Source organism: Chitinispirillales bacterium ANBcel5 (genome assembly GCA_029688955.1).
GTDB classification, from domain to species: Bacteria; Fibrobacterota; Chitinivibrionia; order Chitinivibrionales; family Chitinispirillaceae; genus Cellulosispirillum; species Cellulosispirillum alkaliphilum.
Map to the genome: position 1 here is coordinate 13,705 of JARUKZ010000024.1, position 14,013 is coordinate 27,717.

The 14,013-nt window shown below is 40.2% G+C and carries 15 protein-coding genes; 4 read left to right on the top strand and 11 right to left on the bottom strand.

Features of this window, described 5'->3' with window-relative positions:
• Positions 1-3 precede the first annotated feature (3 nt).
• Positions 4-408 (top strand): response regulator, encoded by a 405-nt coding sequence (locus tag QA601_12800; GenBank protein MDG5815963.1) that lies wholly within the window; start codon positions 4-6, stop codon positions 406-408.
• Positions 405-2,162 carry a diguanylate cyclase gene (locus tag QA601_12805; GenBank protein MDG5815964.1) on the top strand — a complete coding sequence of 586 codons (1,758 nt, stop codon included), beginning with the start codon at positions 405-407 and terminating at the stop codon, positions 2,160-2,162. Before QA601_12800 ends, QA601_12805 begins: the two co-directional genes overlap by 4 nt.
• A 2-nt stretch (positions 2,163-2,164) precedes the next feature.
• Here QA601_12805 and radA read toward each other — a convergent pair whose 3' ends face one another.
• The 8 genes from radA to QA601_12845 are packed head-to-tail and all read right to left on the bottom strand — an operon-like array spanning position 2,165 to position 9,832.
• The gene (gene radA / locus QA601_12810) at positions 2,165-3,541 is read right to left on the bottom strand and encodes a DNA repair protein RadA (GenBank protein MDG5815965.1); all 1,377 of its coding nucleotides are present in this window, start codon (positions 3,539-3,541) and stop codon (positions 2,165-2,167) included.
• A gap of 17 nt (positions 3,542-3,558) precedes the next feature.
• On the bottom strand, positions 3,559-4,440 hold the full coding sequence (locus QA601_12815) for an ABC transporter ATP-binding protein (protein MDG5815966.1): 882 nt from the start codon (positions 4,438-4,440) through the stop codon (positions 3,559-3,561).
• 25 nt (positions 4,441-4,465) lie between these two features.
• A complete protein-coding gene (locus QA601_12820; GenBank protein MDG5815967.1) occupies positions 4,466-5,266 on the bottom strand; it encodes an ABC transporter permease in 801 nt (266 codons plus the stop codon).
• Positions 5,263-6,648 carry a replicative DNA helicase gene (gene dnaB, locus QA601_12825; GenBank protein MDG5815968.1) on the bottom strand — a complete coding sequence of 462 codons (1,386 nt, stop codon included), beginning with the start codon at positions 6,646-6,648 and terminating at the stop codon, positions 5,263-5,265. The genes QA601_12820 and dnaB overlap by 4 nt, the downstream gene beginning before the upstream one ends.
• On the bottom strand, positions 6,629-7,510 hold the full coding sequence (locus tag QA601_12830; GenBank protein MDG5815969.1) for a uracil-DNA glycosylase: 882 nt from the start codon (positions 7,508-7,510) through the stop codon (positions 6,629-6,631). Before QA601_12830 ends, dnaB begins: the two co-directional genes overlap by 20 nt.
• Before the next feature lie 2 nt (positions 7,511-7,512).
• The gene (gene coaBC / locus QA601_12835) at positions 7,513-8,700 is read right to left on the bottom strand and encodes a bifunctional phosphopantothenoylcysteine decarboxylase/phosphopantothenate--cysteine ligase CoaBC (protein ID MDG5815970.1); all 1,188 of its coding nucleotides are present in this window, start codon (positions 8,698-8,700) and stop codon (positions 7,513-7,515) included.
• Positions 8,700-8,918 carry a DNA-directed RNA polymerase subunit omega gene (locus tag QA601_12840; GenBank protein ID MDG5815971.1) on the bottom strand — a complete coding sequence of 73 codons (219 nt, stop codon included), beginning with the start codon at positions 8,916-8,918 and terminating at the stop codon, positions 8,700-8,702. The genes coaBC and QA601_12840 overlap by 1 nt, the downstream gene beginning before the upstream one ends.
• A 38-nt stretch (positions 8,919-8,956) precedes the next feature.
• Positions 8,957-9,832, bottom strand: coding sequence for a YicC family protein (locus tag QA601_12845; GenBank protein MDG5815972.1), 876 nt, complete (start codon positions 9,830-9,832; stop codon positions 8,957-8,959).
• 317 nt (positions 9,833-10,149) lie between these two features.
• Between QA601_12845 and ybeY the strand changes: the two genes are divergently transcribed.
• Positions 10,150-10,569 (top strand): rRNA maturation RNase YbeY, encoded by a 420-nt coding sequence (ybeY, locus tag QA601_12850; protein MDG5815973.1) that lies wholly within the window; start codon positions 10,150-10,152, stop codon positions 10,567-10,569.
• A gap of 108 nt (positions 10,570-10,677) precedes the next feature.
• Positions 10,678-11,979: a hemolysin family protein gene (locus QA601_12855; protein ID MDG5815974.1), complete on the top strand. Its 1,302-nt coding sequence runs from the start codon at positions 10,678-10,680 to the stop codon at positions 11,977-11,979.
• 55 nt (positions 11,980-12,034) lie between these two features.
• On the opposite strand, the gene QA601_12860 is transcribed toward QA601_12855, so the two are convergent.
• From QA601_12860 to QA601_12870, 3 genes are read right to left on the bottom strand one after another with little or no spacing between them, the layout of a single operon-like run.
• Positions 12,035-12,940 carry a DUF3618 domain-containing protein gene (locus QA601_12860; GenBank protein MDG5815975.1) on the bottom strand — a complete coding sequence of 302 codons (906 nt, stop codon included), beginning with the start codon at positions 12,938-12,940 and terminating at the stop codon, positions 12,035-12,037.
• Positions 12,916-13,356 (bottom strand): phage holin family protein, encoded by a 441-nt coding sequence (locus tag QA601_12865; protein MDG5815976.1) that lies wholly within the window; start codon positions 13,354-13,356, stop codon positions 12,916-12,918. Before QA601_12865 ends, QA601_12860 begins: the two co-directional genes overlap by 25 nt.
• Before the next feature lie 43 nt (positions 13,357-13,399).
• Positions 13,400-13,759: a hypothetical protein gene (locus QA601_12870; GenBank protein MDG5815977.1), complete on the bottom strand. Its 360-nt coding sequence runs from the start codon at positions 13,757-13,759 to the stop codon at positions 13,400-13,402.
• Between the last annotated feature and the right edge of the window lie 254 nt (positions 13,760-14,013).

Below are 14,013 nucleotides of genomic sequence, written 5' to 3' on the forward strand. Positions count from 1 at the left end.
TATATGCGTCATAAAATTCTTCTAATCGATGATAACCATGACACACTGGACCTTCTGGAACTTCTGCTTTATAAAAGTTTTGAAATTGTTACCGCAATGAATGGATTTGAAGGACTGAAAAAAGCACAAGAAGAAAAACCACATCTAATTATTACCGATATAATGATGCCTATAATGGACGGTATTCGATTCTATAATAACCTGAAAAAAGAAGAGTCGATTAAAAAAACTCCTGTCATAGCTACGAGCTCTTTTCTTAAAAAAATCACCTACAAAAGCCTCCTTAATATGGGATTCAATGGAGTTGTTTCCAAGCCGGTAAAGAGAGAAGAAGTGTTTAGCGCTATAGAAAAGATCTTGGCAGATAAAAATTTCTCAAGCAATGCAAATGAGGCCTTAAACTCATGAAGAAAAGAATCACCAGTATCTCACTGCTGCTTATTCTAACTTTAATCATACCAGTATTGTATGAAAACGTTTCAGAAAACTTCACAACAATTCTAATCTCTTTTGCTCTTTTTCTCTCTTTTACAATGCTCTACTATAAACCCAAAAAACTAAAACTGAGTGACAGTTTTCCCTCTGGTAACAAAACAAAAGAGAATCCATTAATAAGTATTGCACAAAAGGACATAGTCAGCGACACTAATCGCCTTAGTCTTATCTCTTTAAGTAATGAAACGTGTCATAACGAGTGGTCTAAAACAGAGAAAATAATAAACGACGTTCTCGATCAGTTCTTAATGCTTATTAACAGTAGAATAGATGCTAACACAATTGCTGTTTTTTTCCCTTTGAATGAAGAGCAGTATACAATCCGTCGGTACCATTCCAAAACTGAATTGGTTAACTCTGAGGCGGTAATCAATCCCGGTGTTGGGATTCTGGGAAATTTCTTTAAAAATGGTCTGAAACCACTTAATCTTTCAGAAATACCAAATGACAGTATCACTCTATATTACTACAAAAAAGACGCATCGGTTCGCTCATTAATGGCCAGCCCCATAATAGTAAATGGAGTAGAACGTGGAGCAATTATTGTAGACAGCAAAAAGAAAAACCATTTCTGTGATGAAGATCATGCATATCTTAATACCACTGCAACAATACTCGGTCAATCAGTTTACAGCACTTACATGCACACAGAACACAGACTTGAACATGCACGCTTTGCTTCTATGAGCAATATTGAAAAAGAGTTCTTCCGCAATTTAGACCTCGATACGATTCTTGATACTATAATGGAAGTTATCCTTCTTGTGCTCTCCTACGATCGCCTGACCATAAGTACTTTAGATGAAAGTTGCTCTCAGGCAACAATCGTACGAGTAGCAGGGGCAGACAGTAATAAATTTCTACAGAGCAGCTTTGACCTTACAGAGAAATCTCTTGCCAGCATAGTGTATTCTAAAAACCTAAGCTTTTTCAGAAACTATGCTAAAGATCATTATGAAATACGCTATTTTAAAAATGAACCAAAATCAGAACAATTACAAAGCTTTATGGCTTTACCTATAGGTGTTGCAGAGAGCAGGGGCATGATTCTTATTGAATCCCAGCACAAAAACTTCTACACACAGTCCAGCCTTGATTTGGTGAGCAGACTTGCCACAAGCGCGGGGCTTGCAATAGAGAAATATGCCGTTTTAAAAGAAGCAGAGAATCAGGCAACACATGATGGATTGACAAGTCTTCTCAATCACCGTGAATTCCAAAACGTGCTCTCTGATGAAATAACTCGTTCGATAAGATACAATGATCCTCTTATATTGGTTCTTTGTGATATCGATCATTTTAAAAAGCTCAATGATACCTATGGACACCAATTTGGTGATGAGGTTTTAAAAGGAATAGCCAACAGATTGAAAATAAGTATCAGGGATGGAATTGATATTTCCGCCCGATATGGTGGTGAAGAATTCGCACTCATACTTGTTAAAACGGATGACAGCATTGCTATTGAAACGGTAGAGAGGATTCGTCAGAAAATCTCTTCAGAATGCTTTAAAGCTCCTAATGGTGATGATGTCCAGGTCACTATGAGTTTTGGAATAGCACAGTATGGAAAAGATGCAAGACATATGAATGATCTTATCAAAAAGGCAGACAAGGCACTGTACAGAGCAAAAGATAAAGGTAGAAACCGAATAGAACTATTTTAAGTTCAGCAGATGATATCTGCAATATCAGAAACTGTTTTGCAGGGTATAAGTGACAGGATGCTTTTGCATTGTTCGTACCAGTCAGCTTTACCTACCGGTTTGGTCACCGCACACTCCTTAAAACCCATTCTTGCCAGCTCCTTAAGACGAATAGCCATATTGTTTACTGATCTTACCTCACCACCCAATCCAAGTTCCCCAATAAAAGCTAAATCATGTTTTATGGGCAGATTGCGAAACGATGAATACAGTGCAGCCACAACCCCCAAATCGGCAGCCGGTTCATGTACACTTAACCCTCCGGCAACATTGAAAAAAACATCATGATCTCCAAGCACCAAACCACCATACTTTTCCATAACAGCGATCAGCAAAGAAAGTTTTCTTTGATTTATACCCGACGCTACTCGTTGGGGTAATCCAAAGTGAGATCTGTTAACAAGGGCCTGAAGCTCAACAGCAATAACCCTTGAGCCCTCAAGTAACGGTGTAACAGAAGTACCAGCCTGTGGTCTTTCACGCTTTAACATGAAAAACTCAGATGCGTTTCTCTCTTCTTTTAATCCCTTATCAGTCATAGAGAAGAAAGCAATCTCACCTGCCGGACCAAATCTATTTTTAACAGCCCTTAAAATGCGATAATTATAAACCCCTTCACCTTCAAACTGCAGAACAGTATCGACCATATGCTCTAAAACCCTTGGCCCTGCAATCGCCCCCTCTTTTGTAACATGCCCTACTAAGATTATACTTACCTGTTCAGTTTTGGCGAATCGAAGAAGCATAGCACCACATTCTCTTATTTGTGAAACGCTTCCTGGCGCGCTCTCCAGAGTTTCTGTAAAGGCAGTTTGAATAGAGTCGATTACTACAATCTGAGGCTTTTGCTTCTGAAACGTTTGAATCATCGATTCAATATTTGTTTCGGCAAACACTTTAATAGAGGCATTTTGTACTTCAAGCCTTCTGGCACGCAACGCTACCTGTTGAGCAGATTCTTCCCCGGTTACATACAGTACACTTTTACCATCTTCTGCCCAACAAGACATTATCTGAAGTAACAGGGTAGATTTTCCAATCCCCGGGTCCCCTCCCAGAAGCACAAATCCACCCTCCACAAGCCCCCCTCCAAGTACCATATCTATATCACTAAAGGAGCTTTTATATCTACTGTGTGATATTGAATCACAATCACTCAGTAATTTGACAGTGCTGTTTTGTTCAGAAAGAGAAAAACCACCCGATGGTACTCTTTTGTTCACTTTAATTTCTGTAATGCTATCCCATAGCCCACAGCTTTCACACCTGCCATGCCACTTGGAATAATCCTGACCGCAGGAATTACATACATAAGCAGTTTTTATCTTTTTACTCTTCACAGCACTCTCAATAGAGTTTAAGTTTTATCCTGATTGTCATCATTTTTTTTCTCAGAGGAAACCGGCATTTGGAATTTTTTATTTCTTATATCAGCTTTTGACATAAACTTATCCACACTAATTTGGCCTGAATACGCCTCCTCTTCCTCCACTGCATAGTAGAGTTTACGCTGCCCTTTAATAAACTGTTGAATATAGGGGTTTCTCGATCTTCTAATCTCAGCCGGGGAGCCAAAGAAAATAATCTTACCCTCATGAATCATTGCGATTTTATCTGCTATTTTATACGCAGAGCTAATATCATGGGTAACAACTATGGAAGTCATATTCAGTTTGGAACGTAAAGTAAGGATAAGATCGTTAATTTTATCGGTCATTATGGGATCGAGCGCGGATGTTGGCTCATCGTAAAGCATAATCTCAGGTTTCATTATAATGGCCCTTGCCAGACCAACCCTGCTGCGCATTCCACCCGAAAGCTCAGAAGGCATTTTCGTTTTAAACTGCTCTCTAAGACCAACCATTTCAAGAGACTCACCAACCATCTTCTGTATTTGAGCCTCCTTTAAAGAAGTATGCTCTCTAAGAGGGAATGAGAGGTTTTCTCCAACATTCATAGAGTCAAACAGAGCAGCACCCTGGAAAAGAATACCAAATCGTTTCCTTACCTTATCAAAATCAGAATGTTTTGTAGTAGGTGAAGAGATAACTTCATTATCCAGCTTTATACAGCCACCATCGGGAAATATCAAACCAATAATGTGACGAAAAAGAACGGTTTTACCGCTCCCGGACTGCCCTATTACACAAAGTATTTCGCCCTTCTGCACCTCCATATTTATATCATCTAAAACAATTTGATTTCCAAAATGCTTTTTAAGATGTTCTATTTTCAGCATAATATTGTGCTACCTCAAATACTTTCTATAATGCCAGAAGCGCGATAATAAAGTCAAATACTAAAATCAAAACAGCGGCTACTACAACAGATTTGGTGGTCGCGTTTCCCACCCCTTCAGCGCCACCTTTTGACTGAAAACCAAAATGTGATCCGGTTAACGCAATTATTGCTCCAAATACCATAGTTTTTGCAACACCTACATATACATCCATAGGATCGAAGAAAAGCCTCAAACCACTTAAAAAACTATACACGGTCATATCCACACTCAAAGCTACAGTAAAGGTAGCTCCAATTATGGCCAGAAAATTAGCCCATATCACAAGCACCGGGAGCATAACTACACACGCTACAGTTTTGGGAACAATAAGATAGCGTATTGGATCGAGCCTAAGCACATTCATAGCATCCAGTTGCTCACTGCTTTTCATCGAAGCCACCTCAGCAGCAATACTGGTTGAAACCCTTCCCGCTACTACCATCGCCGTAATGACAGGCCCAAGCTCAGTTACGATACTTTTGCATACCAAAACACCCAAATATCTCAGTGGTATAAGTCCCCCCATCTGATAAACAGCTTGTGCAACTGTGGCAGATCCTAAAAACAGCGCAATTACCGAAACCAGTGGAAACGATTCCACCCCCAGGGTATACATGTGCTCAATTGTAATCCCTGGATTTTTATAAAGAAGATAAGCCCGTGTAAATGTCTGATAAACAAGAACGGAAAATTTTTGTACATTGCGAAAAAAATCCCCGATCTTTTCTGCAATACCAATTAAAAATGATCCAAACAGGGCAATAACTGAAACTACTACGTTCAAAACCCGGGTATCTCCTCTGCACGTTCTGAAAGGTTTTCAAAGCGTGCAAAATCTTTAACAAATGCAAGGTTGGCAGTACCAATAGGTCCGTTTCTCTGTTTTCCTACTATGATCTCTGCCTTTCCTTTGTTGTTCTCATCATCTTTATTATACACTTCATCACGATAAACGAACATAACAACATCGGCATCCTGCTCAATTGCCCCGGATTCTCTTAGATCAGAGAGTTGAGGCCTGTGATTTCCGGTACGCTGTTCTACCGCACGGGAGAGCTGAGAAAGAGCGATCACCGGCACATCAAGCTCTTTAGCCACCCCTTTAAGTGCCCGGCTGATCTGAGATATCTCCTGCTGACGACTCTCAACACGACTAGAAGAGCCCATAAGCTGAAGGTAGTCGATAATGATAAGTTGCAGATCATGCTGTGCTTTCAGTCGCCTGGCTTTGGCCCGTAACTCAAGAACTGTGATAGCAGGAGTATCGTCTATATAGATCGGTGCTTCAGATAAGGGACCTGCAGCAAGACTGAGTTTCGGAAAATCTCTCTTGGGAAGAGTACCACTTCTAAGGGCGTGCATATTCACCCTGGCCTCAGAACAAAGCATTCGCTGAACAAGCTGTGCTTTGGACATTTCAAGAGAGAATATCGCTGTAGGACATTTGGCTGACATTGCAGAATTTAAAGTTAAAGACAGAATAAAGGCGGTTTTACCCATTGAGGGTCTTCCGGCAATAATCACCATATCTCCCCGCTGAAGCCCGGTGGTCATGTCGTCCAGTTCCTTAAATCCGGTTGGTACCCCTTTAAATCCTCCTTTAGAATAGGACTCTATCTCTGCAAAAGTATGAGGAAGCAGTTGTCCGGTGGATTCAAATTTATTTTTAATCCTTGATTCTGAAATGTTAAATATCTTTGCTTCTGCGGAATCGAGTATAGACTGAGGTTCCTGTTCATTATCAAAACACTCTGTAGTTATTTCTGCTGCCACCGATATCAATTGACGAAGTATTGCTTTTTCTTTAAGAATATTAGAATAGTATTCAATATTACCCGATGTAGTAATATTTTCTACCAGTTCACTGAGATATACTTCCTCCCCTATTTCCAACAACCAACTTTTCTTCCTCAGCGCGTCTGCCAGGGTAATGATATCGATTGGATTACTCTTCTCAAAAAGATCACGCATACAAATAAAAATCTTCTGGTTTGCTGAAGAGTAAAAATCTTCTTCATTGAGAAGCTCAAGGGCAAGTACTGCAGCATTGGAATCAATGAGCATTGAACCAAGAATTGTCTTCTCAACATCCAGAGCCTGAGGTGGCAATCTGTCTGTAACCAAAAGTGATTTATCAGCAGAAGGTTTACTGTTCTTTGTTGGCATTTATGGTATCATCCTTTAACAATCTCTGTAATTTTTGAAGATCTTCCCAGGCGCTTCTTTTATATTGAGGCTGCCTCAGAAGTGCTGCTGGATGGTACGTTACCAGCAGTGGCGCCCCCATAAATTGATGCAGCTCTTTGCGCAACACTGCTATACCCTCTGTTCTGTTAAGCATAGTATGCGCTGCTATTCTCCCAAGAGCAAGATAGACCCTGGGCTGAATAATCTTAGCCTGCTGTTCAAGAATTGAGTAACAGGAGATAAGCTCTGCTGTTTCAGGACTTCTGTTTGATGGTGGGCGACATTTAAGCACATTGGTAATGAAAGTATCTTTATCTCTATTAATATTTATCGCACCAAGCATTTTATCCAATAACTCTCCTGCAGCACCGACAAAGGGAAGTCCTAAACGATCCTCTTCACCTCCGGGCGCTTCACCGACGACCATAAGAGGAGCCTCTACATTCCCGGCACCAAAAACCACCTTGTTTCGTCCGGCGCACAGAGGGCATGAGTTGCATTGCAAGACCTTAAAATAAAGCTCTTTTAGTTCTTCTCGTTTGGATTGTTTGTTTTTACTAGGTAAGGGAACCTCAGCAGCTTTAGCAGGTTGGGGCAAAGGTTTAAGTTTGTTGAGTTTAGAAAAAGCACTCTGTTGTGTGCCTGAGGGTGGTAAAACCTGGTTTGAGGGTGATTTAGAAATTTCTGCACTAACCTGATGTTTCTGGTTTTTTTGAACTACTTGAGGTTCCTGAGGATTAAATAAACGCTTAACCTCGAAATCATGGGAAAGTATCAGCTCCTCTACTCCAAATTCAAGCTGCTGTGCTATATACTTTGCGATCAGAGACGATCTATCCATAACTAAAGCCCCGTCACAGAACCCGCTATAGACTGAAGGATTGTCGCAGCTGCATCACTTTTATCCATCAACTCGTGATCTTCTTCACGCCCATCGGAGAACAATAAGGTTATCTTTGTAGATTCAGCACCAAGTGAACTGTCAACTCTGTTATATACCATCATATCACAATTTTTTTTATTCATCTTCTCTTTTGCCCGTTTAAGATTATCCCCGCTTTCAAGTGAAAAACCTACTAACAGGCGATTACCCTTAAGCTTGCCCAGCCCAGCTGTTATGTCAGGATTAGAACGCATATCTATGGAAAACTTGCCATCTTCCTTTCTATGTAGCTTTTTATCTGAATAACTTAAAGGGCGATAATCACTTACTGCCGCAGCCATGATGCAAACATCACAACTCGTAAATTCCTCTTCCAGAGCCTCTTTCATCTCAAGAGCTGTTTTCACCTCTCTGACTGTAACCCCGCAGGGAGGCTTAACCGATGCCGGCCCAGTGACCACCACCACTTCCGCTCCCATCAAAACAGCAGCTCTTGCTATAGCAGCTCCCATTTTGCCTGAAGAGCGATTGGTGATAACCCTCACCGGATCAACAGGCTCCTCTGTTGGTCCCGATGATATAAGGATCCGTTTATTAGCAAATATGTCTGATGCCTTTTGCGCAGACAACACATAGTGAGCCACATCCTCTATTTCGATCATTCTTCCAGGACCAGTTTTATTACAAGCCAGCTCTCCAACCCCAACAGGCAAAACAGTAACCCCCCGCTCTTTGAGGGTTAAAATATTAGCCTGGGTTGCTTTGCTGCTCCACATGACCGTATTCATAGCAGGGGCAATTATGATTTTTTCTTCAGCAACAGAAAGGCACAATGAAGTTAGCAGGTTGTCACCAATACCACATGCTATTTTGGCAATACTGTTTGCGGTAGCAGGGCAAATCAAAAAACGATCTGCCCATTGTGACAACCGTATATGGTTCATGTCATAATGGGCAGAACTATCACAATAAACCGGGTTTTCAGAAACTGTTCTTAGAGCCTCAGTACCTACCAGAGGCTTGGCATTTTCTGTAACTACAACCTTGACCTCACAACCCCGCTTCTTTAGCAGACGGATAAGCAGAGGTGTTTTATAGGCTGCGATTCCCCCTGTAATACCGAGAAGTATTCTCTTTGCAGTAGCCATCAGCCTTCAATTTCGGTTTCCTGATTCTCTACTACACTACCCTCAAAAAGGCGCTTCAGAGCAAGAGTGGTAGGTTTTTCCTTGGTGTCGATTATATCAAGGCGAATCTGATCATTGATAAAACGCGCTTCCTGTGAAGCCATAAGCACCGCTTTATAACGACTGATTCCCTTTTTTTCGAGTTTTTCAATTTCAAGTTCATACAAGTCCCGAGACATACACCCTCCAGTGCTTTTGCAGTTTTGCCCAAAGGCTTTTATTCAATATTCTGAATTTGTTCTCTAATTTTTTCGATATTTTCTTTTAAGCTCACAGAATAGTGAGAGATTTCGGTATCATTGGATTTTGACCCTATTGTATTGGCTTCTCTGTTCATTTCCTGAAGAAGAAACCCCATTCTTTTCCCCACTGGTTCATTGAGTTCAAAGTCTTCGCTAAACTTTTTTATATGAGCACGCATCCTGGTGCACTCTTCACTAATATCTATTCTATCTGCCATAATCGCCACCTCAGCAGCAATTCGCTGTGGTTCTACAGAGGTAGAAAGCATTTTATCTATGCGATTATTGAGTGCATCGGCATACTCCGGTATTCTCTGCGGAGCCCTTGTTTCAACCTTCTCCACAATCTGAGCAATTTCATCTAAAATCTTTTTAAGATCTTTAACCATGTATGCAGCTTCAGCTTCCCGGGTCTGCTGAAAAGAAGCTATCGACTTTAACAGTACCGGTCTTAAATGCTTCCAAAGCTCCTCATCATTATGTTCAACAGATTCGGTTTTGATAAAATCACTAAATTGAAGCAAATCGCTTAGTGACACCTCACCTGCAAGCTCATAAACATCTTTAACTTCGCGAAATATTCTTACATAATTTTCCACCGAACTCTTATCATAGGTGAGCTTTGTGTCCTCATCTTCTCTGTCACAAGAGATAAGAACGGTTACACTACCTCTGCTTACTACCGATGTAATCTCTTTTTTGATCTTTTGTTCAAGATTTGCGGCAAATCTGGGTTGTCGAATCTGCATCTCAAGAAAGCGATTATTTACACCTCTGATTTCGACCCTATAGGTTCCTGATGGTGTTTCGCCTTCGGCAAGCCCGAAGCCAGTCATACTACGAATGGGCATATGATCCTTAAAACCTCTGAAGATGGTTAGGTTGAGTTTTCAAAGTAACTGGGGTAAACTACATAAATATATATTATAGTACTCTGTATTACAATCAGTTCAAATAAGTATGAAAATAATGTACCATTTTCTACCAATTCTGCTGCATTTTAAAAAAAAATAATTCGCTGAGCCCTTATTTCTATGTTCCGTATAAACCTTTTCTTAAACTATATTATAGCCAGTGTTTTTTAATTCTTTTCTCCTCATTTTGGGGTATTCTCCTGAGATGACAAGCCCTGAGTGAGGCATTTCAATTATAAGGAACAATAATTCAAATGGGTGACTGCCCTTCATTAGAAATTATCCATGATTATAAACAACTCCCATCACAGGAGATGGCCCTGCAGGAGATGGCCTGTTTAATCTATGAGGGGGAAAATGTTTCGCCCAAACAAACTGTTTCACTTATCTTGTGCTCAGATTATATAATAAAAAGACTAAACCGAGATTACCGAAAGCAGGATAAGGCAACAGATGTGTTGTCTTTCAGGTTTAATGAACCAGATTTTCTTGGAGAGATATACATTTCCTTACAAAGAACCAGTCTTCAGGCCCGCCGCTACGGGCTAAGTTACGAACAGGAGTTGCTGAGGCTTTTTGTACATGGTATGTTCCATCTCCTTGGCTATGATCACCAGGATTCTGCTCAACGACAGGAGATGGAATCCAAAGAACGGAAGTATTTTGACGTTTAGAGTTTAAGTTTGTTTTTTTTACCGTTACCGGGGATTTTTACATAATTTTAAAACCGTATAAAACGTAATCACTGTGTTTTTTCTGTATTATTACAAGGAGGTTTCTTTTTGGATTATGGTCCATCCGGACTGTTCTACATAGTAGGATTGATCCTAAGTTTCTTATTTTCAGCTTTTTTTTCGACTGTAAAAATCGTCTTTTCGTCAGTAAACAGAAACATTACAGCTGATGATGAATACCTGCGCTATTATACTTCAAAAATAACCGATATAATCGAAAATAAAAATTTATTCAGCGGAATTGTAGCGTTTGGAAAAACAACTGCCAATATTGCTTTTGCTTACTTTTCTTTGTCTTACTTTGGGTTAATCGCACCCCAAATGACAATGTTTCAACACTGGGCAATTTCGTTTCTTTTTTCAATCGTTTTTCTTAATCTCTTTGCGCACCACATACCAAGAGCACTGGCATTTAAATCTTTCCGAAGCTATATCGCTCCATCATACTATATCTATCGGATAACAGGATGGTTTTTTATTCCTTTTGTAACATTTTTCCTTCTTATATACAAACTTTTACTTAAACTCCTTAAGTATGATGAAAAGCTCTTTTTCCTTACTGATCAGGAAAAGGCAAGAATGAGTGCTACCGGTGAGGTTGATGAAGCTCTTAATGAAGAGGAAAAGGAGATGATAAGGAGCATTTTTGATCTCAGTGAGACCACAGTTGATGAAATAATGGTACCCAGAATTGATATGAAAGGCCTCGACATCTCTTCGGATATGCACTCAGTACTGAAAATTATCAGAGAAGAGGGGCACTCAAGAATTCCGGTATTTAAAGAAACTATAGACAACATTGTGGGCCTGATCTATGCCAAAGACATCCTAAGCTGGTTGTCTGAAAACCGTATTGAAGATTTTTCTATGGCTTCCATGGTCAAAAAAGCCCATTTTGTGCCTATGGGTAAAAAGGTAAATGATCTCATGCGGGTATTTAAAGTAAAACATATCCATCTTGCTATTGTTGTCGATGAGTATGGTGGAACCGCAGGGATGGTAACCATGGAGGATATCCTGGAGGAGATTGTGGGGGATATTCAGGATGAGTACGACGTGGAAGAGAGAGAGATTATTCAGATATCCCAGAATACATTTTTGGTTGATCCACATATAGACCTTGACGACCTTAGTGAGGAGCTTAGAGTTCCTTTGGAACAGGAAGGTGTAGATTACAACACCCTCGGAGGTCTTGTTTATCACGAAATAGGCGACGTTCCACAGGAGAATGCACAATTTGATTTTTCGGGACTACATTTTACCGTGGTAAAAATGGATAATCAACGAATTGAAAAGGTTAAAGTGGAACTTCTTCAAAAACCTGAGCAAGGAACTACAGATACATTTTAATTAGAAAAGGGAGAGACCCACCTCTCCCCTTCTTCTCTTGCCTCCTTTTACTAACTCAGGGGTTAGTAGAAGAGGGACCGGGTTTATTTTTCCCAGCCGTAGTGCTTCTCTTCTCTTCTGCTCGCAATTGTGCAGGTTCTCCAGAGATGACATCTTTCTGAAGCTCGCCCTTTTTTTCTTCATTGTACTTTTCTACATCGCCTTTAAATCTATCTTCTGCCTGCAAAATCTTTTGCTCACCAGTGTCTTTTATCTTCTGCTTAATCTCCTGTGGTTTTTCCCCTACAACTTCCTTCTCTTTTTCTAAGCGAGGTAAGGCTGCACCAGCCACCAGCCCTGCAACCATGGCAATTGCCCCGGAAATCAGAGGGTTTTCATGTACAAAATCACTTGTCTTCTCTCCTGTCTGTTGCACTGACTCCGAAACCTTTGAAGAGAATTCATCAGCTTTTTGTTCAGCCTCCCCCTCCTTTTGGGTTATTTTTTCACGAATCTGCCCAGTTTCGGATTTCAGCTTCTCTTTTCCTTCAGTGATTTTTTCACCACCACCGGCTTTTTTATGCCCTTTTTCTTTATATTTACCAAACTCCTTTTGTTCTCCCTCCTCACCTTTTTTCTGATTTTCCCATAGTGCCCACGTTGCACCGGTTGCCATCATCATTACAGGTAAAGGATTTCTCCTAAAGGATTCGGCAAATGAATCTTTAACATTTGATAACCCTTTTTTTGCTCTCGACCTGTTTTCGGGTTTTCCAAAGTAATCCAGTACCCTGTCCACAACAGATTGAGGACGAAATCGTCCCTCCAGCGCTTCCATCAATATATCCATCGAATGACGAGTTTCATCTATGTCATGCTCTATCTCCTCAGAACCCTTATGTTTGCCCGTCTCGTCTACCGGATCCCATTGATGAATAGCCACATGACCATTACCCCCTATTTTCTTTTCCTGGTTATCCATTGCTTATCCTCCTTTAGAGAGTGAACTGTCTTTTGAGGTACTACTGATGTACCCTTAAAAGTTTTTAATGCTTTTTTGACAAAACCATACCCTATTAGCCCCACAATAACACCCGTTATTAGTGGCATAAGCCAAAGGGAAATAGCAGGCGATACTCCGGCCGCGATAAGCCCTACATAACCAAGCAATGTCAACCCCGCAAGCAAGAAAAGTATACCAGCATAGACTACCAAACCACCTGCCAACAGATAAGCTGAATTTTTTCCCAGACTTGAAACCTTCTCAGACGTTTCAGTCTTGGCAAGCTCAATCTGCTGTTTTATCATGGTGAAAGCTTCATCCCTGAGATCTTTTAAAAGATCACCTACCGATTCCTCCTCCACCGCTACATAACGATCCTTATCAAAACCATTCATAAGATACTCCTTTCACAATGCAGAAGTATTTATGACAAACACCTTACGATTTTAAAAACCTTGAAAGTGCCAAACCTGCCACAAACATTCCACCAATTGCAATATAGGGACTGCGCTTAGATACCTCATTAACATCCTTTACCAGCTCACTTGCATTATGCTCTTTAATATACCCTGCCAGTGAATCAAATTTCTCAACAGCCTTGTCACCAAATTGAGCCATAAAATCTTCTTTTTGATGAAGTTTATCAGCAGCAGAGTGAAGGGCTTCTGAAAGATTATTCAACTCAGTATCAAATACACTTTTTCCAGATTCGGCTAACTCTTCGCTCTTTTCCTTAAATCGGTTGCTAAAATCTTCACCAGTAATTTTTTCCTGCTGTATAAATTCTTTTTGTTCCATTTTTAACTCCTTGCAAAAAAATTCTTTTTTTGCTCTAAGAAAAATTACGGCACAGTCTCATGAAAGATTTAATATTTACTAAAAGCAGAACTCTTTTGTTTATAAATTTTTTTGAGGTATAATGTAAAAGAATAGTTTGTACTAATAGCGGTTAAGCATGTTTTGCTACATTTTTAAGCGTTTAGTGAGGGGATTTAAGGGCAAAACGAAAGTGTACAACAGATCAGTTAAGCGTTAATAGAGCGAAAAGGGGA

Excerpts from the sequence above, each read along its gene's own strand:
- ybeY (MDG5815973.1), top strand. The coding sequence starts at position 10,150 with ATGGGTGACTGCCCTTCATTAGAAATTATCCATGATTATAAACAACTC.
- QA601_12845 (MDG5815972.1), bottom strand. The coding sequence starts at position 9,832 with ATGCCCATTCGTAGTATGACTGGCTTCGGGCTTGCCGAAGGCGAAACA.
- dnaB (MDG5815968.1), bottom strand. The coding sequence starts at position 6,648 with ATGCCAACAAAGAACAGTAAACCTTCTGCTGATAAATCACTTTTGGTT.
- QA601_12870 (MDG5815977.1), bottom strand. The coding sequence starts at position 13,759 with ATGGAACAAAAAGAATTTATACAGCAGGAAAAAATTACTGGTGAAGAT.
- QA601_12840 (MDG5815971.1), bottom strand. The coding sequence starts at position 8,918 with ATGTCTCGGGACTTGTATGAACTTGAAATTGAAAAACTCGAAAAAAAG.
- QA601_12860 (MDG5815975.1), bottom strand. The coding sequence starts at position 12,940 with ATGGATAACCAGGAAAAGAAAATAGGGGGTAATGGTCATGTGGCTATT.
- coaBC (MDG5815970.1), bottom strand. The coding sequence starts at position 8,700 with ATGGCTACTGCAAAGAGAATACTTCTCGGTATTACAGGGGGAATCGCA.
- QA601_12865 (MDG5815976.1), bottom strand. The coding sequence starts at position 13,356 with ATGAATGGTTTTGATAAGGATCGTTATGTAGCGGTGGAGGAGGAATCG.
- QA601_12830 (MDG5815969.1), bottom strand. The coding sequence starts at position 7,510 with ATGGATAGATCGTCTCTGATCGCAAAGTATATAGCACAGCAGCTTGAA.
- QA601_12815 (MDG5815966.1), bottom strand. The coding sequence starts at position 4,440 with ATGCTGAAAATAGAACATCTTAAAAAGCATTTTGGAAATCAAATTGTT.
- QA601_12800 (MDG5815963.1), top strand. The coding sequence starts at position 4 with ATGCGTCATAAAATTCTTCTAATCGATGATAACCATGACACACTGGAC.
- QA601_12805 (MDG5815964.1), top strand. The coding sequence starts at position 405 with ATGAAGAAAAGAATCACCAGTATCTCACTGCTGCTTATTCTAACTTTA.